This is a genomic window from Terriglobus albidus, from assembly GCF_025685425.1.
Classification (GTDB): Bacteria; Acidobacteriota; Terriglobia; order Terriglobales; family Acidobacteriaceae; genus Terriglobus; species Terriglobus albidus.
Window position 1 is genome coordinate 1 of record NZ_JAGTAS010000023.1, and the last position, 20,253, is coordinate 20,253.

Below are 20,253 nucleotides of genomic sequence, written 5' to 3' on the forward strand. Positions count from 1 at the left end.
CCAGATTCCCACCGCCTCCACCACTACCTGAGACAAAAAAATGGCTCACATTCATAAACCTACCGAGCAAAAAGTGTTACCCATCTGCCCGGTCTAAACTGTTACCTATCTTCCAGGCTGCACATGGCCCACAGACGGCGGCTTCAGCCGCTGAGGTCACTCTATCCATCCCGAATCTTCTCCGATACACGCCCTCAGCGGCTGAAGCCGCTTCCTTATTAGGATTAGGCTGGTAATTGGGACGGCTTAAAGCCGTCCCCTTAAGCAAGGCATTCGCACCCTTCCGGTGCGAAATGGTCGCGCTGTGCGCGCTACTTCTATTCCAACGTACGCGCCTTCAACGCCCATTCGCGCGAACCCAACGCCGATTCGATAAAATTTCGACGAATGACTGCACCTCGTCCGGCCAAACTCGAAGCTGTGGAGATGGGACCCGAGACGTGGGAACTATCCGATAAAGTCCTGCGGCGGGTTGAGGTGGTAGTCCGGTCGGAGATGTCGCGTTGGCGGGCGGCTCAGGCAGAAGATATGGAAGACGTCGTCTCCGACGCGGTCGCCTCAATTCTGGCCAAAACCGAAGATCAGAGGGAGCAGGTCGTCGATCCCGAGGCATATGCTGCCGGCATCGCCCGGCGAATGTGCAGCGCGTGGCTGCGGCGACGTCATCCTGCGTTTCACCGGCTGCGGGCGCGCATGCGGTATCAGTTGCGGCAGGATCCCCGGTTCGCCCTCTGGCAGAACGCACAGTTCGAATGGGTCTGCGGCTGGCGCGAAGATGAAGGGAAAGACGCACCGCCTTCCGGTGGGCTGGACGGTTTGGTTGTACCCGGGGATATAGCCACCGGCGAGGCGTTCGCCAGGATCTTCCGGCAGGCGGAGGCTCCTGTGCGGTTCAATGAGCTCGCGCGGTTCTGCGCGGTGTTGTGGGGCGTGCGCGATGAGGCGGAGACAGTAGAAGAGGTGGACATCCCGTCGGACGCGGTCTCACCGGTCGCCGCGATGCAGAGCCGTAGAGAGCTCCAGCGCCTGTGGGCTCAACTGCGTGAACTTCCCTCGCGTCAGGCAGCGGCATTGCTGCTGAATCTGCGCGCCGCAGATGGGGAGTGCGCAACCGCGATGCTGGTGCTGACGGGAACGGCGACGCTTCGCCAGATCGCGGCACTCACGGGAATCGATGCGGAAGAGTTTGCCGCGCTTTGGCGGCGCCTGCCGTTGAGCGATCTGGAGATCGCGGAGCGGATGGGCCTGACCCGGCAACAGGTAATTAATTTGAGGAAATGCGCGCGCGAGAGATTGCGGCGAAGGCTGGCACGGGAATAGTTTCGGTCGACAGTAATAAATGCAGGATTTGGAACCACAGGGAAGATAAGAACCATGAACCATCCTTCGCAAAGCGCGCTCGCGGCCTTCCGCCGTGGCGACCTCGCGCCGTTGGAGTCGCTGGAGGTGAGCGATCACCTGCAGGAGTGCGAGTCGTGCCGCCACGCCGTCGGCCAGCCGGAGATTCCGGAAGATCTGCTGGGCGAGGATGGCGCCGTGCATCTCTCCGAGGATGAGATCGGCCTGGCCGCGATGGGCTTCAGCCACCTGACCCATGATGCAAAGACGCACCTCGAAGAGTGTGCGCAGTGCCGCGATGAGGTGAACAGCGTACTGCAGGCTGCTCCGGCTGCCGCCGCTGTAACCACTCCTATAGCGAAAAAGAAGCCTCTGCTCCCAACCTGGCTTCTGGCGGTTGCCGCGGCGGTGTCATTCGCCGCGGTGTTGATCGGTATTGCCGGACGTCACCGTACGCGCACGGGGGAGACGATTGCCTCGCTGCACGATGCCGGCGGTGAGTTGCAATTGCATGCGGATGGAAGCTTGGGCGTGCCCGGAGGTCTCTCTTCGGAGCAGACGGCGGTGTTGGCGGCAGTCCTGCAGGATCATCGTCTGCCCGCGCCGGGTGTGCCTGCGCTGCAGGCTGCCGCCGAAAGCAAGCTGCGTGGCGCGGCTGATGCAGAGAGCAGCTTTGCTCTGGTTGGCCCAGCCAATGAATATGCTCTGGCGCAGCCGGAGTTCCGCTGGCAGGCACTACCAGGAGCGACTGCGTATCGCGTCGAGATCTACAGCGAAGACTTCCAGCGTGTCGCCGGATCAGGCGTCTTGCAGGCAACTTCGTGGCGACCGGAGAAGCCGCTGGACTCAGGCAAAACCTACACCTGGGTAGTGCGGGCGTCGACACCGAAGGGCGAGGTGCAGGCTCCTCGACCGCCGGCGGCAGAGGCGCGTTTCGTGACGATTCCGCAGGAGACGCAGGCGAAGATCGATGCAGCGAATCCGCAAGCGCATCTGTTATTGGCAGCACTGTATCGCAAGGCCGGTTTGACGCGGCTTGCAATGCAGCAGCTGGAGCAGCTCGCACGAGAGAATCCGAACTCCGACCTGCCCCGCGAACTGGAGAAGAGTTTGCAGTAACCCATGCACCGGTGCCGGGGTCCCCAACGAACTTTTGTTCGTTGGGGTGTTGTCCCTCCGGGACATGGGTATTCGAGCGAAGCTCGAACGGTTTTTGTTTGTCATTTCGCAGCGATAGCCGAGAAATCTGCTTCTCTCATTTTCTTCACCCGGGTGCCACACCTCGGGGGTCCCCGCCAGCTTTGCTGGCTGGGGTGAAAGCCTCACAACGTTAGGGTGGGCAGGAAGCCACCGAATTCTAGAGCGGGCTTTTTGAAGTCCCGGATCTTTTCCTGTCAGACAAAGAAAATAAAGCCTCGGCTCCCACCGTCGCGAACCAAGTCCACCGGAACCCCGCTTTGCAATCGTCCGGGCATCCAGTTGCAGAGCAGTCCATTTTTACTGAGGTTTCATGCGGGACGGAAAAGCCCAAATCCAGTCTGGTAGATCGTTCAGCCCTCATTAAGGTTGTTCCACTAAAGTAGGTGACATGATTCGAGTGTGTCGGGCAGGTGGCTACATGGTCAGTGCCGCCTTGCTGCTTTCTGTAGCGCCGGTAAGTCGGGCACAGGACCCGCAGCCGGAAAAGATCACGCTGACCGAGGCCATTCGCCGAGCACAGGCGAATGAACCGATTTTTGCCGCAGCCGTTGCGGCCGGGCGGTCCGCGAAGATTGACAGCTATCTGGCAAAGGCAGCGCTGCTGCCTTCAGCGACCTATCACAACCAGACGCTTTACACCCAGCCCAATGGCCAGACCAATCAGGGCGGACAGGCCGGAACGCAGGCATCGCCGATCTTCATCGCCAACAATGCTGTGCATGAGTACACCAGTCAGGCCGTAATCAACGAGACCATTGGTCTGAAGGGAATTGCCGACGCTCAGGTAGCGTCTGCCGTTGCGGCTCGCGCGCAGGCAGAAGCGGAGGTTGCGCGCCGCGGTCTGGTAAGTGCAGTCGTGAACCTGTACTACATGGTCTACGTGGCTGCACGAAAGCAGACTCTTATGGAGGAAGCCCTGGCCGAGGCGCAGAACTTCGCTGAGATTACGCAGAAGCGTGAGGCCGGCCGCGAGGTGGCGCGCGCTGATGTGGTGAAGGCACAATTGCAATTGCAGGGCCGTCAGCGCGATATCGCCGATGCGAAGCTCGCCGCGGATAAGGCGCGGCTGGAGCTCGCCGTGCTGCTCTTTCCGGATCCGCGTACACCCTATGTAACGGACGCTCCTCAGAACCCGCCGGAGCTGCCGACGCGTGACGAGGTGAACAAGCTTGCCTCGACCAATAATCCTGAGATCCGCAGTGCGCTCGCTGACCTGGCGGCAGCCAACGCCAGTGTGCGTTCGGCCAGGGCTGGATATCTGCCCGACCTCGGTCTCAACTTCACCTATGGTCTCGACGCTCCACAGTTTGCCAAACATGGTCCGGATGGTGTGCGGAACCTTGGCTACTCCATCAGTGGAACGCTGGATATTCCGGTGTGGGACTGGTTCTCAACGCAGAAGAGGATTCAGCAAAGCCAGATTCAGCGCAACGTCGCGAAGGTCGGTTTGACTTCGGCACAGCGCCGGCTGATCGCGAATCTGGAAGAGAGTTATGCCGAAGCCGCGGCGGCGCGCAATCAGCTGGCGCTGCTGGAGCAAAGCGCACAGACGGCAGCCGAAAGTCTTCGGCTGACACGGCTGCGGTATGCGGCGGGTGAGTCCACGGTGCTGGAGGTCGTCGATGCGCAGAACGCTTTGCTTACCGCTCAGACGGCCCAGGCCGACGGTGTTGTGCGCTATGAGAGCGCATTGTCCGCACTTCAGATCCTGACAGGAACCCTGTAATGAAGAACACGGCACGATTGTTTGAGAACACATCACGAACGCTGGCATGGGCCGGGTGCATTCCGGTGCTGGCGATGACCGTTACCCTGAGCCTTGGCGGTTGTAAGAATAAGGCTGCCGATGCCGAAGCGCAGACTCTGGTGGCGGTAGAAGCAGAGAAGCCGGAAACGGGAGAGATCTCCGAGCGCATCATGGCCGACGCCACGCTTTCACCGCTTTCCCAGGCGGCGATCTCGCCCAAGATCTCCGCGCCGGTAAAGACCTTCTACGTACAGCGTGGATCAAAGGTGAAAGAGGGTCAGTTGCTAGCCGTACTGGAGAACCGTGATCTGGCGGCGCAGGCGCTCGATACCAAGGGACAGTTCACCTCCGCGCAGGCAACCTACGAGATGCAGACTAAGTCGCAGGTGCCCGAGGATGCCGCCAAGGCAGAGCTGGATGTGGCCCAGGCGCAGGCACAGCTCAAGCTGCAACAGGAGATTGTTGCAGCGCGCAAAAAGCTCTTCGAAGAGGGAGCAATTCCGGGCCGCGACTATGACACTGCGGTTGCTGCCTTGGTGCAGTCCCAGGCCGCGTATGACGTCGCGGCCAACCATCTGAACTCGGTGAAGAAGGTAAACCGCACCGCTTCGTTGAAGTCGGCTGAGGGACAGCTTTCGTCGGCGGAGGGCAAGTACCAGGCCGCCGCTGCACAGGTCTCCTACTCGGAGATTCGTAGCCCCATCTCCGGCGTGGTGACCGATCGTCCTCTCTTTCCCGGCGAGACGGTAACCGCGGGTTCTCCGCTGATTACGGTCATGGATACCTCAGCGCTGATCGCCAAGGTGCATCTCGCGCAGATCGTGGTGCAGCGTCTGGCTCTGGGCAATGAAGCGCAGATCATGATTCCGGGTGTGACCGACCCCGTGCCTGCGAAGGTGACGCTTATCAGTCCCGCGGTCGATCCGGGCAGCACAACCGTCGAAGTATGGCTGCGTGTCGACAACGCGGCCGGAAAGTATAAGGCGGGTACGCCGGTACGGGTCGCGATTGCAGGCCGCTCGGTTCCCCAGGCCGTAAAGGTTCCTGTAGCAGCGGTGATCACAGCACAGGATGGTGGGAAATCCGTAATGGTGGTCAAGGCCGACAGCACCGCGCACAAGGTGAAGGTACAGACCGGTATTACCGATGGCGAGGACATACAGATCACGCAGGGCTTGAACGGTTCAGAGACCGTCGTCACCAACGGAGCCTATGCGCTGGAAGAGGGCACCAAGGTAAAGATCGGCAAAGCGGATGAGGGAGACGAGAAGGAATGAGCTCCGAACAGGAAAAGCCGTTCTGGCTTGAGCGGTATCGCTCGTCGATCTTTTTCTTTCTGATCGTGCTGTCGCTGGCCGGTATCTATGCTTCACAGAAGGTGCCGATCAGTGTCTTTCCGGAGACAAACTTTCCGCGTGTCGTAATCGGCGTAGACAACGGCGTCATGCCGGTGGAACAGATGCAGGTCACCATCACCAAGCCAATTGAGGACGCGATGAATGCGGTCCCGGGTCTGGCGACCGTACGTTCCAACACCAGCCGCGGATCGGCTGAGGTGAGCCTGTTCTTCGACTGGAACATGGATATGTTCCGCACGTTGCAACTCGTAGATGCGGCGCTGAGCAAGGTGCGGCAGACACTGCCGGCAACGGCCGTCATTACCACCAATCGTCTGACCTTTGCCACCTTTCCCATCATCGGCTATAGCCTCACCTCCGATACGTTGTCGCAGACCGAGCTGTGGGAGCTGGCAACCTATACGTTGAAGCCGCCGTTGAACCGTGTGGCCGGCGTCAGTATGGTCACGGTGCAGGGCGGTAAGGTGCCGGAGTTCCACATCGTTCCCAACATGGCGCGGCTGCAGGCGACCAACGTCACCATCCTGGATATCGTGAATGCGGTGCAGGCCTCGAACATCGTCGACTCACCTGGACTGTATGAGGAGAACCATCAGCTCATCCTCGGCCTGGTTGGAGCGCAGGCGCATGATGCTGACCAGCTTGGGCGCCTGGTGGTGAAGGCGACTGCCAGCGGAGCCGCAGTGCGTGTGAGCGATGTCGCGACGGTGCAGCCGGGTGTGTTGCCCGTGTATACAACGGTAACGGCCGACAACCGAGCTGCAGTGTTGATGAACATCACGCGGCAGCCTGCGAGCAATACGGTTGCAGTAGCTGATGCTGTGGCTGCACAGGTAGAGCAGTTGAAGAAGAACCTGCCGGCCGGCGTGCAGATGAAGCTCTACTACGACCAGGCAGAGCTGGTGCGCGAGAGCATCCGCAGCGTGCGCGACGCCATCATGATTGGCCTGCTGCTGGCCTGCGTGATTCTGTTCCTCTTCCTTGGAGATTGGAGTTCGTCACTGGTAGCCGGTCTGGTGATTCCGGTGACCGTCGCGATCACGGTGCTGGTGCTGTGGGCCATTGGCCAAAGCTTCAACCTCATGACGCTGGGCGGTCTGGCGGCAGCCATCGGCCTGGTGATCGATGATGCGATCGTGGTGGTGGAGAATATCGTGCTGCACCGCGATACCGGCGAGTCGCGAGCCAGCGCCGCGCGGCTTGCGCTGAAGGAGATCTCCGCTCCGCTGGTGGGCTCCACCATTACGCCCGTCGTCGTTTTTCTCCCACTCGTCTCGGTCACGGGTGTGACGGGAAGCTTCTTCCGCGCTCTCGCTATCACGATGACGGTGGCGCTGCTGACCTCACTGCTCCTGGCTGTTACGTGGACTCCGGCGCTTAGCCTGGCTTTGTTGCGCGATCGTAAGAACGGCCAGGAAGAGAAGCGTCACGAAGAGCATCACGGCAAGCTGATGACGCGTGTCATTGCTGCGCATCACCGTGTGCTGACATGGTCGCTCGCACGTCCTGCGATGCTGTTGGCCATCTGCGGCCTGCTCGTGGTGGGCACGTACGCCGGCTATCGCGCCCTGGGTTCTGACCTGTTGCCGGAGATGGATGAGGGCGGCTTCATCCTGGACTACATCATGCCCGCGGGCAGTTCATTGACCGAGACGAATCGAGTACTGGAGCATGTGAACCGCATCCTGCACTCCATGCCGGAGGTGGAGAGCACCTCACGGCGCACCGGCCTCCAAATGGGATTGGCCGCGGTGACGGAGGCGAACACGGGCGACATGACCGTGAAGCTGAAGAAGAACCGGGACCGCGGCATCGACGAGGTGATTGCCGATGCACGCGCTCAGATCAAGAAGGCTGAGCCGGAGCTGGATGTGGAGTTCATCCAGGTGCTGCAGGACATGATCAACGATCTGTCGAATGCGCCGGAGCCGATCCAGATCAAGCTCTTCTGCGATAACTTCGCCGTGCTGGACGATGTTGCGCCGCGTGTTGGCGACGCCATCAGTAAGATTCCCGGTGTTGTCAGCGTGGAGAATGGCATCGAGAATACGATCAGCGGTTCCGGAACCAACTTTCAGGTCGATCCGGTTGTGGCCGCCCGCCTGGGATTCACGCCGCAGGAGGTTGCTGAAGACGCGACCTCGATCCTCGATGGTGTGAACACGACCGATCCGCTGATCGCGAACGGCAGGCCATACACCATCCGTGTGCGCCTGGGCGACGAGACTCGCAGGTCGCTGGATACGATGCAGAACACGGTCTTCAACAGCGCAACCGGCAAACTGGCCACACTCGGATCGTTGGCGCAGGTGACGCAGCTTCCGCCCCAGAACCAGATCCGGCGCGAGAACCTGCAACGACTCGTCGTGGTGACAGCACAGCTTGAAGGGACAGATCTCGGCAGCGCCATCGCACGCGTGCGGGAGACGGTCGATGCCATGCATCTGCCGTCGTCCGTGCGTATCGAGTACGGCGGAACCTACCAGGAACAGCAGCAGTCGTTCCATCAATTGCTGCAGGTGTTGCTGCTCTCGCTCGCACTGGTCTTCGGTGTGTTGCTGATGGAGTTCCGCAATCTGTATGCGCCGATCGCCATTCTGACTTCTTCCGTTCTATCGATCTCGGGTGTAGTGCTGGCGCTGCTGGTGACGAAGACGACCTTCAATGTCGCCTCGTTCATGGGCTTGATCATGGTCATCGGCATCGTGGCGAAGAACGGCATCCTGCTGCTCGATGCCGACGAACGCTACCGCCGCGAAGGCGGCTCGCCCTATGACGCGATGCTGCACGCGGCACAGCGCCGGCTGCGTCCGATCCTGATGACAGCGACAGCAGCGATCTGTGGCATGCTGCCGCTGGCCTTCGCACTGGGCTCGGGCTCGCAGATGCTGCAGCCGCTGGCGATTTCAGTGATTGGCGGCCTGGTGATCTCGATGCTGTTGAGCTTGATCGTGACACCAGTGGTCTATTACCTGCTAACCGCGCATCGTCATGAAGAGGCAGCGCAGGCTTAGAGTAGCGATACACTGGGTTCCCCATGTCCGGGGGTGGTGTCCCTCGGGGGCATTCGCGCTCCGCGCGAATCGGTGGCGTCTCCGATTAAAGCGCTGAAGGCGCGTTCTATACCAGCCTGGGGCAACGCCCCAGGTATCAGGCCGAAAGGATGAAGAAGGGCTGAAGGCCCGCTCTATAAATCCGTCGCTTCCTTACCCACCCTAACGTTGTGAGGCTTTCACCCCTGCCAGCAAAGCTGGCTGGGGACCCCGATGTGGGGCACCCGGGCTGGGATAGATGGTAAAAGCAGATTTCTCCTCCCTTCGGTCGCTGCGAAATGACAAACGAAAGACATGCCGTGCACCACGACATCTACAATAGACATACGATGAAACTCCTTCGTTTGGCAGTTCTCGCAGCCCTCACATTCGCTTCCGCGCAGCCGTTTTTTGCGGACCCCTTGCCGGTGGGCAAGATGGCTCCCGCACTTTCGGTCGCTTCGGAGTCCGGGCAGACCATCAACCTGTCGCAGTACAAGGGCAAGGTGATTCTGCTCAACTTCTGGGCGACGTGGTGTGCTCCGTGTCGAGTCGAGATGCCGTGGTTCGAAGAGTTTTCGCAGAAGTACAAGGACAAGGGATTTGTAGTCCTTGGTGTCTCCATGGATGAAGGTGGATGGAAGGTTGCCGGGCCGGTCGCCCGCAAACTGAAGGTCACCTATCCCATGGGTGTGAACAAGGGGAAGTCCGCTGCGGCGTATGGCATCACGGATGCCTTGCCAGTTACCTATCTGATCGACCGCACGGGAAAGATCCGTGCAGTGAAACAGGGCTTCGGCAACAAGGAAGACTTCGAGAAGACAATCCAGTCACTTCTGTAGGAACACAAGGAAGAAGGCCGGTCTGCATTGCAGACCGGCTTTTTGTTTTAATACGGTCTATACCATTCGGGTGCCCCACCCTCGCAACGCTAGGGTGTGAAGATTTGTGGCTACCCGCCCACCCTAGCTCCGCGAGGGTGGGGCACCCAGACGGGGAAAGACAAAAGGGACCTCACGCAGGCAACGTGATCTGAAACACGGTGCCAGTCGTCGGCGGCAGAATGCGACTCCGCACGCGGATCGATCCACGATGCTTATCGACGATCTGCTTGGTCACCCACAGGCCAAGACCGGTCCCGAGGTGGCCCTTGGTGCTGAAGAAGGGATCGAAGATCTTATGCTGTGTCTCAAGAGGGATACCGCGTCCGGTATCCAGGAAGAGGATGCTGACATAGGGGCCGTCTTTTCCGGCGCGGCGTGTTGCCCGGATGGTGATCTGGCCGCCGGTATCGAGAGCGTCCAGCGCATTCGCCAGCAGGTTGGAGAAGACCTGTCGCAGCTCGCCGGCAACAGCCTTGACGGTAATGTCGTCCTTCAAGCGGAAGTCGATCATTGCGTGGCGGGTATTGATCTTTCCGCGAAGCAGGTCGATGGACGACTCCAGTAGTTGCGTCACCGAGGTGTCGGACGGAATGTTGGATTCGCGATAGAAGCCAAGTGACTGCCGGGTGATATGCGCAATGCGCTTCAACTCGGCATCGGCCAGTTCCAGCAACTCCCGGGCTTCTTCGGGAAGACCTTCGCTGCGATGCGCCAGGTAGATAAGGTTCGACATCGCTTCGAGAGGGTTGTTGATCTCGTGCGCGATCGAGGCCACCAGCCTGCCCAGTGTCGCCAATTTTTCGCTGCGCAACAGTGCCTCTTCGGCCCGTTTCCGAGCGCTGACATCGCTGGCGGCGCCGAACCACTCGATGATCTCTCCACCTTTGTTGAAGAGCGGAACCGCGCGGGAAAAAGTCCAACCGATGGTTCCATCGGCCTGCAGGACGCGATGCTCCAGTTGGAAGATCTTCTTGTGCTTGATGGCTTGCTGAATCGATGCCCAGACGAAAGCCTGGTCTTCCGGGTGGATGTACTTATCCAGCCAGGTCCTCTCCGGCTCTGCCGTGTCGGCAAGAAAGTCCCGCCCTTGAAGCTGCCGCATCTCCTTCCAGTCTGGACTCATGCGATAGATCACATCGGAGCTTGCCTCAACCAGGGCGCGGAAGCGTTCTTCCATGGCCTGGGTGGCGGCTTCCGCCTCTTTGCGGCGGGTGATATCGATGGCGTACTCAACGATCCGGTTGTCGCCCAGATCACGTCCGGTAAAGAGCATCCATCGCCGGCTGCCGTCCTTCAGCATGTACTCCTTTTCGTACGGGCCAATGCGTCCGGTCTGCTCGAGCTTCTCCATCTGCTCTTCGCTGGCCCTTACCCACTCCGGCGGAGTCATTGTCCGCCAGGTGATGGTACGGGTTTCGATCTCGGCCCTGGAGTAGCCGACCATACGAAGGAAGACATCATTGGCGTCGACGACGGTCCCGGTGTAATCGAAGAAGATAACGCCGACGGCGTCGGTCTCCAGAATGCGCTTTAGGCGGATGTCGGCTGTAGATCGCGCCATCTCCGCCAGCACTTTCGCGGTGGTCTCCAGGCCAATGGTAAGAATGCCGCAGACGCTTCCATCGCGATCGTGAACAGGGCTGTAGGAGAGATTGAACCACCGGTCTTCGGGGACGTCGTTGCGGGTGTAGTGAAAGAGCTGGTCTTCCAGGACGATGCGCTCGCCGTTCCACACACGCTGTGCGAAGGGGGCGTAGATCGTGCTGATCTCAGGAAAGCTCGATAACAGCGGCTGCCCCAGGGCGTGCGGATGATGCGTGCCGACCAGAGGAATATACGCGTCGTTATAGAAAAGAATGAGGTTGCGCCCCCATTGCAGCGTTGCCGGGAAGGCGCAGCCCAGCATCATGTCGATGGCAAAGAGAAGGCCGGCCGGCCACGTGTCAATCGGACCAAGTTCGGTGGAAGACCAATTGAAGGTGCGAATCGCTTCCGCCATGGCGCCACCGGTGAATGGCCATCGAGTTTCGCTCTTTGAGGAACCTTCAGTCTGACTCAACAACGGTTTCGCGCTCCTCGTGCTTTATGGACAAACAGTATAGTGTCATATAACCCTTTGTGAGCGAGAGAGTTCCGGTCATACTCGGCGCTGGAAGCGCAGTGTCTCGCCGGAGACATTTCCCAAAAACCTGGGATTTTCCGTACCGCGGACCATGCCCTTTTTTGTACTCTGCGGTACTCTGCGGATTAGATGGAAATCATGCGTCGCGCACGTCTGCGGTATCTGCTGCCTGTCCTGTTGTCTCTTATCTCGCCTTCCGCTTTTGCAAAGGGAGCGGCCTCGCCGGCGTTGCCCGCCCTTCAGGCTGCCGAGGAGATGGGCCAGGACTTGTTCGTCCTCTCCGGTTCGGTAGGCATGGTGCTGGTAGTGGTGCGTGACGATCAGGTCTTCTTTCATGGCTACGGGGAGACCGCTCCAGGATCGCATCAGCTACCCTCGCAGGATTCGGTGCTGCGGCTCTGCTCGCTGACGAAGATCTTCACGACTGATGTGCTCAGCAAACTTGCGACCGATCGAGTGGTTCGTCTCGACGATCCGTTGCAGCGATATGCCCCGAAGCGGATCGTTGTGCCGACACGCGGTGACTCGCCCATCACGCTGGTTGACCTGGCGACGCATACGGCCGGGTTGTCGCGTGAGATTGCCGGAGCTCCACCCCATACGCCGCACTTTACCTATCCGGACTACAAGACCCGCTGGCGCTGGTTGCCGAAGCAGCGCTTGCACAATGCTCCTGGCTCGTCGGCGCTTTATTCGAATGTAGGCTTCGACCTGCTGAGCGATGCACTGTCGTCCGCGTCCCATAAGCAGTACGCTGCTCTCCTGGCGGAACGTACGCTGAATCCGCTGCACATGGTCAACACTACCTTCTTTCCGACCGAGGCCCAGTGCAGCAAGCTGCTGATCAGCGCGCATGATGAAGGCCCTTGCACCGTGACGGAGAATACCGCGGGCAGCTCCGGTCTCTATTCCACCGCGACCGACATGGCGATCTGGCTGAAATATCTGCTCCGCACTGGAGAGAACGGCATGCCGGTTCAGAACAAGGCTGCGCAGGACACCTATTTCCCGCCGGAGAAGCTTGCCCATCAGATCGGTCTGGACCATGCTGGAAGACCCAGCGGCGTTGGGCTGGGGTGGATTCATCTTCTTCCTGCCGACGATCCATCGCACATCGTCCAGAAGACCGGCGGCGGCGCAGGCTTTCGGACATACATCGCTATCAACCAGGCGCACCATACCGCTGTATTTCTCGCCGCAACCGACGGCCCGGTGGGAACGGGCTTCAATCTCTTCTATGGAGCCAACGATCTGCTGCTCGCCATGGCGGGTCTGCCGCCGTTACCGCCTCCGCCACCGGTTATAAAGAGGGCTGTACACCATGTGGCAAAGCCGGCGCCTCGCCGTCGTAAACGTTAGGCTTGCTCTCTGTCTCATTAGCCAACGGGTACGATAGAGAGGCCGGAGGGACGTGTGTCGGTTGAGATAGAAAAGCAGGCGAAACCGAACTGGCTGGTAACGCTGACCAGCTTTGGTTTTATTGTGCTGCAGAGTGCATGTACGGCTGTCATGGCAATCAGCGGGGTGCGCGTCGTAATCGGCCTCAGTGCTCTGGCCGCCGCAGCCGGAGTGCATCATCCAGCGACCGGCTTTCATCAGGATGCGATCCGCATCCCCATGATGATCATCGCGGTCCTGGGTTCTCTGTTGAATCTCTACGTGATCTGGAGGATCAGATCGCTGCGTAACCGGCCGGCATCACAGTGGCGCATCACACCGCCGACGTCAAAGACACTACGGTCGGAGCGATTCCAGATCGCACTGGCCGTACTTACACTGGCGCTGGTGGCGGCCGAAGCTGCGACGCACCATATCATGCATCACGTACCGTAGAAGCAGTTGCTAGTTGCTGCTTGCAAGTTGGACTGAGAAATTCAATGTAACCCATACACTGGGTGCCCCACCATTGCCCACCAATGGTGGGTAGGTCCGAGCGAAGCTCGAATCGGTGGGAGCCGAGGGCTTCAGCCCTCGGTCTATCGCTCAACATAGAAATGGGCTTTAGCCCTGGGCCTTTCTCCACTCTGTCAGGAAAAGGCCCAGGGCTTAAAGCCAGCCCTTTCAAGGTCTTTGCAAAATGAGAAAAATGCGCCGCCAGATTTACTGACTTGGTTCTTTTGCGCGTTTAGTTGAAGGTTTGGCAAGGGAAATCATTTTGAGTTAATGCTGAGTGATACATCGAAATGCATCTCTCGATCTTTTAATAGCGACGAAGACAAATGAAAGGCGAACAGAAACATATCTTGGCCCCAAAGACCTTGAAAGGGCTGGGGCTTAAAGCCCCTTCATTTTTACGTCCTTATCAACGGGCTGAAGCCCGCTGCTCCCACCCGTCTCAGCCCGCACGGGTGGAGAAGCAGATTTCTCCGCTATCGCTACGGAATGACAAACAAAACGCCCGTCGTCCTCACGAACCCTTCTTCTGCTTGAGCTCTTCTTCCAATCGCTGATGCAACCGCTCACTGAAGCCGACGGGTAGCTCAAAGACGCGGTCATCCGCCGTGAGCACAAGGATATTCCGCGTCGAATCCAGAATCGCCGAGCAGAGCTCGCAGTGTTCGAGATGCTTCTGCACGGTCACACGGATCTCCTCTGAGAGTGTTCCATCGAGGTAGTCGGAGATGTAGGTCCACACGTGTTTGCACTCTATGACCACGCGAACCACCTCCTTTTCGGCTTCGTCACCGACTTCAACTGAGGCGCCAGATACTTCTGCAGCATCAGCCGCGCGCGGTGCAGCCTGACCTTCACCGCAGAGACGCTGATGTTCAGGGCCTCCGCAGTCTCATTGATATTAAGCTCCTCCACATCCCGCAGAAGAAATACTTCGCGATAGATCTCCGGCAGCGTCTCAACGGCTTTTCGCAGCAGATCGCGAATCTCTCCGCGCTCGACGGCCTCGGAAGGAATCTCTCGCCAGTCGCGCAGCAGCGCAGGCGAGACGGCGCCCTCTTCGTCAGGATCTTTGTCCAGGGATTCGGTACGGGCTGCCGTCTGCCGGCGAAGTCGTCCCCGGGCCTCATTCAGCGCGATGCTGATGAGCCAGGTGCTGAACTTGGCGTCGGCCCGAAAGGACGAGAGATGCCGAAAGGCCTTGAGGAAGGCTTCCTGTGCGACATCTTCGGCATCGGTCTCGTTCTTCATATACGAGAGTGCGAGCAGATAGACCGGCCGCTCATAGGGGCGGATCAGATCATGGTAGAGCTGCGTCTCGCCCGCCAGAATGGCGGCGATGAGCTCGGCTTCGCCCTGCTGTTCCTGGAGCGTCATCGCTACTGCCTCGCAAACCTCCTGGCAATGATGGTGTCGATCGCGAACCATCCGGGGCCGAAGATCAGCACCATGACGGAAGCGAAAAGAAACGTATACGGATCGGCGACGTAGAACTTGCCGGGATCGGAGAAGATGGCCAGCAGCGCTTCACGATCCGCAGTCAAGTATGCAACGAACATGTTGCCGGCGAGAAGCAGAGCAATCGGCTGCGACATCAAACCGAGCATCAGCAGAATGCCGCCGCCGAACTCCAGGGTGGAGACAAAATGAGCATTCAGGCCGGGAAATGGAATACCCAGGCTGGTAAAGAAGTCGGTAATGCGCGCAAGATGGTGGAGCTTGCCCCAGCCAGTCTGGGCGAACTGGAAGCCCCAGTAGAGCCTGACGGCCAGCAGCATGGGAGACTGCAGCCGTGAGAGCGGGTCGATGGTGCTGCGATAGAGGCGAAGTAGCGGTTCCATGAACGAATCCTGTGGGGAGGCAGGTCGTACAGCCCGCCCTTTCCGCACCGTTAGAGATGCCGGGATGGAAAAAGTTACAGCAGGTGTGATTTGTAACGTTCCTGCCGCGGCGGGCATCAGATAGACGCCTGGAGCATTTTCCCTGTAGGTGTAGAGTGGGGTTTCCGCATCTATGGGCGTTTTCCGCAATGAAAACGCCGCTGCACTCCTCTCCCGGGCTACCCAGCAACAGGGAAAATGCTCTGATGGAGGTGTTGTTATGTACGCTCGAATCTTTCTTGCCGCCGGCCTTTTCCTTACGCTGCGCGGCGATGCCGCAACCGTTCCACCCCAGAATCAAAAAGTTGCGGTGCTGGAGCTGTTTACCTCGGAAGGTTGCTCCAGCTGTCCTCCAGCGGATGTGCTGCTGCAGCAGGTCCATGGACGGACGACAACGGATGGTCAACTGGTGATCGGCATCAGCGAGCACGTGACCTACTGGAACAGCCTGGGATGGAAGGACCCGTACTCCGCGGAGACCTTTACCACCCGTCAGGAGAAGTATGCCGCGCGGCTGGCGGATGGACAGCCCTATACACCGCAGGCAGTGTTGAACGGCCGTGTCCAGTTGCTTGGCAGTGATGCCCATGCGCTGCAGGATGCGCTGCACCACGAAGCAGCAAAGAAGTCGGTAGACGTCACGGTCTCTTCGGTGAATGTGCAGCCGCAGGCGATCGATCTCCGGTTTGCAGTGCGGGGTCTGGCGCAGGGTTCGGAAAAGGCAAAACCGGTGGAGATCGTTGCGGTGATCACGGACGATACGGACCGCTCCAGCGTGCTTCGCGGCGAGAACTCCGGCCGTTCGCTCACACATGTCTCGGTGGCGCGATTGATGACGACGGTGGCGACGGTTCGCAATGACGGTGAGCAGAGCGTGCGGCTTGCGCTACCGTCGAGCCTGCATCTTGCTCATGGTGCACAGCACCTGGTGCTGCTGGCGCAGGCGCCGCATCAGGAAGAGATTCTTGGAGCCACGAGCGTGGCGCTGAATGTGACACAGTGAAAAATTTCTTCCGCAGCCTGTAACCAAATGCGGTGTGGAGTCTCCAACCAGCGGCAAGGGAAAGCTGACAAACATCCTGAGCCCAATCCCTCCGCGCAGGCTTGAGCCCGGCGCTTATCACGAAAGGAACTTCACGATGAATTACAAGGCAAGCAATCTCGCACTCGCAGCAGCCTTCGCCGGTCTTCTGAGCGGCACCACGGCTCGTTTGAACGCACAGCCCGTATCTGGCCACGAGGCGAGCGTGACCGGCGCAGCAATCGCAGCAGGCGTTGCGATGACGGCACAGGACGATCAGAAGCTGCCCAAGCACTCCTGCAAAGGCAAGAACGACTGTAAAGGCCAGGGCGGCGGCAAGAATGCCGGCAAGAACTCCTGCAAGGGCAAGGGCGACTGCGCCACCGACGGCTCCAAGCCCAAGAACTAACCTCGGAAGCCGGTGAAGATTCGTGAGCCATACAACGAGCCTTCACCGGCGATCTCTTGATGGAGCTGGTATGCCTGCAAATCGCTTCAATGGATATACAGACTACGGCGTCGGCATAGGCCTGCGCGTGCCGCACTACGACCACATCCTCTCGCGCAAGCCCGTGGTCGACTGGTTCGAGATCATCTCAGAGAACTACATGGTCGATGGCGGCAGGCCGCTGCGTATTCTCGATCAGATTCTCGATCAGTACCGTGTGGTGCAGCATGGTGTTTCGATGTACTTCGGTAGTGCACAGCCACCGAACCGCGATCATCTGCGGCGTTTGAAGGACCTGGTGCGGCGCACAGGAACGCCGTGGCTGTCGGATCATCTGTGCTGGGGAAGCGTCGACGGTCGCTATACCCATGACCTGCTGCCGCTGCCTTATACGTGGGAGGCAGTGCGAACCACGGCGGAACGCATCCGCCAGGTGCAGGATTTCCTCGAGATTCCCGTCGCGGTAGAGAACGTCAGTAGCTATGCCGAGTTTCATGAGTCACAGATGACCGAGTGGGAGTTCCTGAATGAGGTGGTCCATGCCGCGGACTGCGGCATCCTGCTCGACGTGAACAATATCTACGTCTCCTCGCGGAACCACGAGTTCGATCCGATGGAGTACGTGAACAGTATTCCGGCGGATCGCGTGGCACAGATTCACATTGCCGGCCACTCGCAGTTTGAGCGCTACACGCTCGACACCCATGACCATCCGGTGCTTGACCCGGTATGGAGCCTCTATGCACGCGCCATTGAGCGCTGCGGTCCGACGGCGACGCTGCTCGAGTGGGATGACAATATTCCGACCTTCGATGAAGTGCATGCGGAGGCGCTGAAGGCGAACCGTTTTCTACAGCCCGCAAAGGTCGAGGAGGCGGTCGCATGACCTTACTGGAGCTGCAGCGCCGCATGGAGCAGGACGTCCGTCGCCCGTTGACCGCAGAGCTTACGATGCAGCTGCGGACCTCAGAAGGCGAGTCGATGGAGGAGATCGCTGCGACATACATCCGCGCGAACAGTGAACTCACTTCATTTGAGCGGCTGGAGATCTACAATCGCCAGTACTGGCTTCGTGTGATCGGCGCTGTTTCGGAGGACTACCCTGCGCTGCAGGCATTGGTGGGCGCCGAGTCCTTCGATGCATTGGTATTGGAATATTTGAAACAGCGCCCTTCCAGCTCGTGGACCCTGCGGGATCTGAGCGCGGATCTGCCACAGTTCCTGAAGCGCTATCCGGAGTTTGCTGGTGAGCAGTATCAACTGGCTGTAGATATCACGCGGCTGGAATGGGTCTATGTCGAAGCCTTCGATGGCGCGCAGATTGAGCCGCTCGCCTCAGATGAGTTAGCCCGGCTTGGGCCAGAGTCGGCGCTGGCGCTCCAGCCGCATCTGCGGCTGCTTGCTGTGGACTATCCCGTGGATGAATTTGTGCTCGCCGTGAAGAAGCTGGAACGGAAAGCCGTAACCAGCGGAGCAGCGCAACTGCGACAGACAAGTATTACGAGCACACTGCCTGAGATGACTCCAGAACAGCGCTATCTGGCCGTGCATCGGTATGACGATGTGGTGTACTACCGCACGCTCGAAGAAGGTGAGTTCCGTTTGCTGGAGGCGCTCCGACAGGGAAAGACGATCGCTGAAGCCGTGGACATTCTTGCCGGAGCAGAACAGCTAACCACTGTGCAGCAAACCTTCGCCCTGGCTGCGGAACTTGGCTGGTTCTGCCACCCAACACTTTAGCAAGTGCCATGCAGGATTATGGATAATGGACATGCATGTTTGATTGGAAGGTTGATGACCGACTTATCCGTATTTATGAACTCGAATCTCGAAACGAAGACCACCGCGAGATCAGCGGAGTTAAGTTCTGTTTAGGGGATTGGTGGGCATTCGGCTCTAGGGTCGTCTTACAGTCAAAGGATGGGATGCGTTGGGTAGATCTAAGCGACGAGTTTAACTCTGCCGAAAGATTCGCAGTGAAAGCATTTGTGGGGTTGGAGAACGAGGCGTTCGTGTTTTCGCAGAGCAGGAGCGGTTTATCATGCCGTTCCCTATATTGTTTTCCGGAGCGTGGATTGCAGCGTTGGAGAACCCTCCCGTCTGTCCCTACATCTTCAGCGTTTGTCATTGCCGCGTGCACTCATGAGCAAGTAATAGTTTGCGTCGACGACGGAAAAGAAAGTCGACTAATGCGGCTGCGTGGAAATCGCACGGAATGGGAGCAACTCCCCGTTTCCTTCCCTGGCGTCGGTTCGTATTTAGAGTTGGCGGAATCGGGTGAAGGTATTTGCGCGCTATGGAGACCACAGCGGACAACAGGATTTCGCGAATCTTCCGGGATTTATGGTACTCGCGACGGTGGGACTACATGGGACAAGATACAAGAGGTAGATACGACGCTCCTGGGTGGGGCATCTAGTTTCGGGCGGCCAACTCTTCTGGGCGGGTCAAATGGCTATATCGCCGAGGGGAATGTAGATGGATTTACAGCCTTTTCCTTGTCAACCCCCGATGAAGTGGCAGCCGTAGCATGCGATCAATTCCAGCAAGCGTTTGTTCTTGAATCGGACGATGAAATACCAGTTCAAACGCTCAGATGGAGAGATGCTTCTTCAAGCTGGAGAAGCTTCAATCTCAGCTTGGCGGACCGGATCGTCGATATAGAGTTCGTCGGGTTTGGTGTGGTTTTGTTGGGGACCAGGAAGTCACTCTATATTTATAGCGTTGAGTTGCTTCAATAAGGCGCAGAGAGACTTCCAGATATATTCAGCTTTAACATCGACCTCGCACCATGATCACAGCAGGAGATCCCCTATGAGCACCGTCATCGCCCCACCCTTTACCGATCCCGAGCAGGCAGCACGCAAAGTACAGCTTGCGGAAGACCTGTGGAACACGCGCGATCCGGAGCGTGTCGCCGCGGCATACACCGAGGACACACACTGGAGAAACCGTGCTGAGTTCCTCGATGGCCGTCAGGCAGTGATCGAGTTCCTAAGGCGGAAGTGGAACCGGGAGCTCGACTACAGGCTCAAGAAAGAACTCTGGGCCTTCCGCGACAACCGTATTGCGGTGAAGTTCTTCTATGAGTGGCACGACGACAGCGGCCAGTGGTTCCGCAGCTACGGCAATGAGCTGTGGGAGTTTGTGCCGTCCGGCCTGATGCAACGGCGCGAAGCCAGCATCAACGACATGCCAATCAAGGAAGCAGATCGCCAGTTGCGATAATGTCTCGTTGCCCCATTCTTTGTCGAAGACAAAGGGTGGGTGTCGCGCTGTGCGCGACCGCTTTTGCTTCTTCCCTCCCCGGGTGCCCCAGCCTCGCAACGC

18 protein-coding genes are annotated in these 20,253 nt (G+C 58.9%); 14 read left to right on the top strand and 4 right to left on the bottom strand.

From position 1 onward, the window contains the following. Positions 1 to 387: 387 nt before the first annotated feature. The 6 genes from OHL21_RS02885 (at position 388) to OHL21_RS02910 (ending at position 9,517) form a co-directional block, all read left to right on the top strand. Positions 388 to 1,320: a sigma-70 family RNA polymerase sigma factor gene (locus OHL21_RS02885; RefSeq protein WP_263415735.1), complete on the top strand. Its 933-nt coding sequence runs from the start codon at positions 388 to 390 to the stop codon at positions 1,318 to 1,320. Positions 1,321 to 1,374: 54 nt separating this feature from the next. Next, the gene (locus OHL21_RS02890) at positions 1,375 to 2,457 is read left to right on the top strand and encodes a zf-HC2 domain-containing protein (RefSeq protein ID WP_263415736.1); all 1,083 of its coding nucleotides are present in this window, start codon (positions 1,375 to 1,377) and stop codon (positions 2,455 to 2,457) included. Between the two features lie 469 nt (positions 2,458 to 2,926). Then, positions 2,927 to 4,264, top strand: a complete 1,338-nt coding sequence (locus tag OHL21_RS02895) for a TolC family protein (RefSeq protein WP_263415737.1) — start codon at positions 2,927 to 2,929, stop codon at positions 4,262 to 4,264. Then, entirely contained in the window at positions 4,264 to 5,562 is a 1,299-nt protein-coding gene (locus OHL21_RS02900) for an efflux RND transporter periplasmic adaptor subunit (protein ID WP_263415738.1), read from the top strand. Before OHL21_RS02895 ends, OHL21_RS02900 begins: the two co-directional genes overlap by 1 nt. Next, a complete protein-coding gene (locus tag OHL21_RS02905; protein ID WP_263415739.1) occupies positions 5,559 to 8,657 on the top strand; it encodes an efflux RND transporter permease subunit in 3,099 nt (1,032 codons plus the stop codon). The genes OHL21_RS02900 and OHL21_RS02905 overlap by 4 nt, the downstream gene beginning before the upstream one ends. A 368-nt stretch (positions 8,658 to 9,025) precedes the next feature. Beyond that, entirely contained in the window at positions 9,026 to 9,517 is a 492-nt protein-coding gene (locus OHL21_RS02910; RefSeq protein ID WP_263415740.1) for a TlpA family protein disulfide reductase, read from the top strand. A 172-nt stretch (positions 9,518 to 9,689) separates the two neighbouring features. Here OHL21_RS02910 and OHL21_RS02915 read toward each other — a convergent pair whose 3' ends face one another. Then, positions 9,690 to 11,618, bottom strand: coding sequence for a PAS domain S-box protein (locus OHL21_RS02915; protein WP_263415741.1), 1,929 nt, complete (start codon positions 11,616 to 11,618; stop codon positions 9,690 to 9,692). Positions 11,619 to 11,819: 201 nt separating this feature from the next. Between OHL21_RS02915 and ampH the strand changes: the two genes are divergently transcribed. After that, entirely contained in the window at positions 11,820 to 13,040 is a 1,221-nt protein-coding gene (gene ampH, locus OHL21_RS02920) for a D-alanyl-D-alanine-carboxypeptidase/endopeptidase AmpH (protein ID WP_263415742.1), read from the top strand. Between the two features lie 54 nt (positions 13,041 to 13,094). Then, entirely contained in the window at positions 13,095 to 13,514 is a 420-nt protein-coding gene (locus tag OHL21_RS02925; RefSeq protein WP_263415743.1) for a hypothetical protein, read from the top strand. A 574-nt stretch (positions 13,515 to 14,088) separates the two neighbouring features. On the opposite strand, the gene OHL21_RS02930 is transcribed toward OHL21_RS02925, so the two are convergent. The 3 genes from OHL21_RS02930 to OHL21_RS02940 are packed head-to-tail and all read right to left on the bottom strand — an operon-like array spanning position 14,089 to position 15,415. Continuing rightward, complete coding sequence (locus OHL21_RS02930; protein ID WP_263415744.1) at positions 14,089 to 14,337, bottom strand: anti-sigma factor family protein; 249 nt, start codon at positions 14,335 to 14,337, stop codon at positions 14,089 to 14,091. After that, a complete protein-coding gene (locus OHL21_RS02935; protein WP_263415745.1) occupies positions 14,328 to 14,951 on the bottom strand; it encodes a sigma-70 family RNA polymerase sigma factor in 624 nt (207 codons plus the stop codon). The genes OHL21_RS02930 and OHL21_RS02935 overlap by 10 nt, the downstream gene beginning before the upstream one ends. A 2-nt stretch (positions 14,952 to 14,953) precedes the next feature. Beyond that, positions 14,954 to 15,415 (bottom strand): DoxX family protein, encoded by a 462-nt coding sequence (locus OHL21_RS02940; RefSeq protein WP_263415746.1) that lies wholly within the window; start codon positions 15,413 to 15,415, stop codon positions 14,954 to 14,956. Positions 15,416 to 15,674: 259 nt separating this feature from the next. Here OHL21_RS02940 and OHL21_RS02945 point away from each other — a divergent pair, with 259 nt between their 5' ends. The 6 genes from OHL21_RS02945 (at position 15,675) to OHL21_RS02970 (ending at position 20,151) form a co-directional block, all read left to right on the top strand. Beyond that, the gene (locus tag OHL21_RS02945; RefSeq protein ID WP_263415747.1) at positions 15,675 to 16,457 is read left to right on the top strand and encodes a DUF1223 domain-containing protein; all 783 of its coding nucleotides are present in this window, start codon (positions 15,675 to 15,677) and stop codon (positions 16,455 to 16,457) included. Between the two features lie 136 nt (positions 16,458 to 16,593). Next, entirely contained in the window at positions 16,594 to 16,884 is a 291-nt protein-coding gene (locus OHL21_RS02950; RefSeq protein ID WP_263415748.1) for a hypothetical protein, read from the top strand. 70 nt (positions 16,885 to 16,954) lie between these two features. Continuing rightward, a complete protein-coding gene (bufB, locus tag OHL21_RS02955; protein WP_263415749.1) occupies positions 16,955 to 17,809 on the top strand; it encodes an MNIO family bufferin maturase in 855 nt (284 codons plus the stop codon). Next, positions 17,806 to 18,663 (top strand): HvfC/BufC N-terminal domain-containing protein, encoded by an 858-nt coding sequence (locus OHL21_RS02960; protein ID WP_263415750.1) that lies wholly within the window; start codon positions 17,806 to 17,808, stop codon positions 18,661 to 18,663. Before bufB ends, OHL21_RS02960 begins: the two co-directional genes overlap by 4 nt. A gap of 449 nt (positions 18,664 to 19,112) precedes the next feature. Next, positions 19,113 to 19,664 (top strand): hypothetical protein, encoded by a 552-nt coding sequence (locus OHL21_RS02965; protein ID WP_263415751.1) that lies wholly within the window; start codon positions 19,113 to 19,115, stop codon positions 19,662 to 19,664. A gap of 73 nt (positions 19,665 to 19,737) precedes the next feature. After that, the gene (locus OHL21_RS02970; protein ID WP_263415752.1) at positions 19,738 to 20,151 is read left to right on the top strand and encodes a nuclear transport factor 2 family protein; all 414 of its coding nucleotides are present in this window, start codon (positions 19,738 to 19,740) and stop codon (positions 20,149 to 20,151) included. Positions 20,152 to 20,253: the final 102 nt, after the last annotated feature.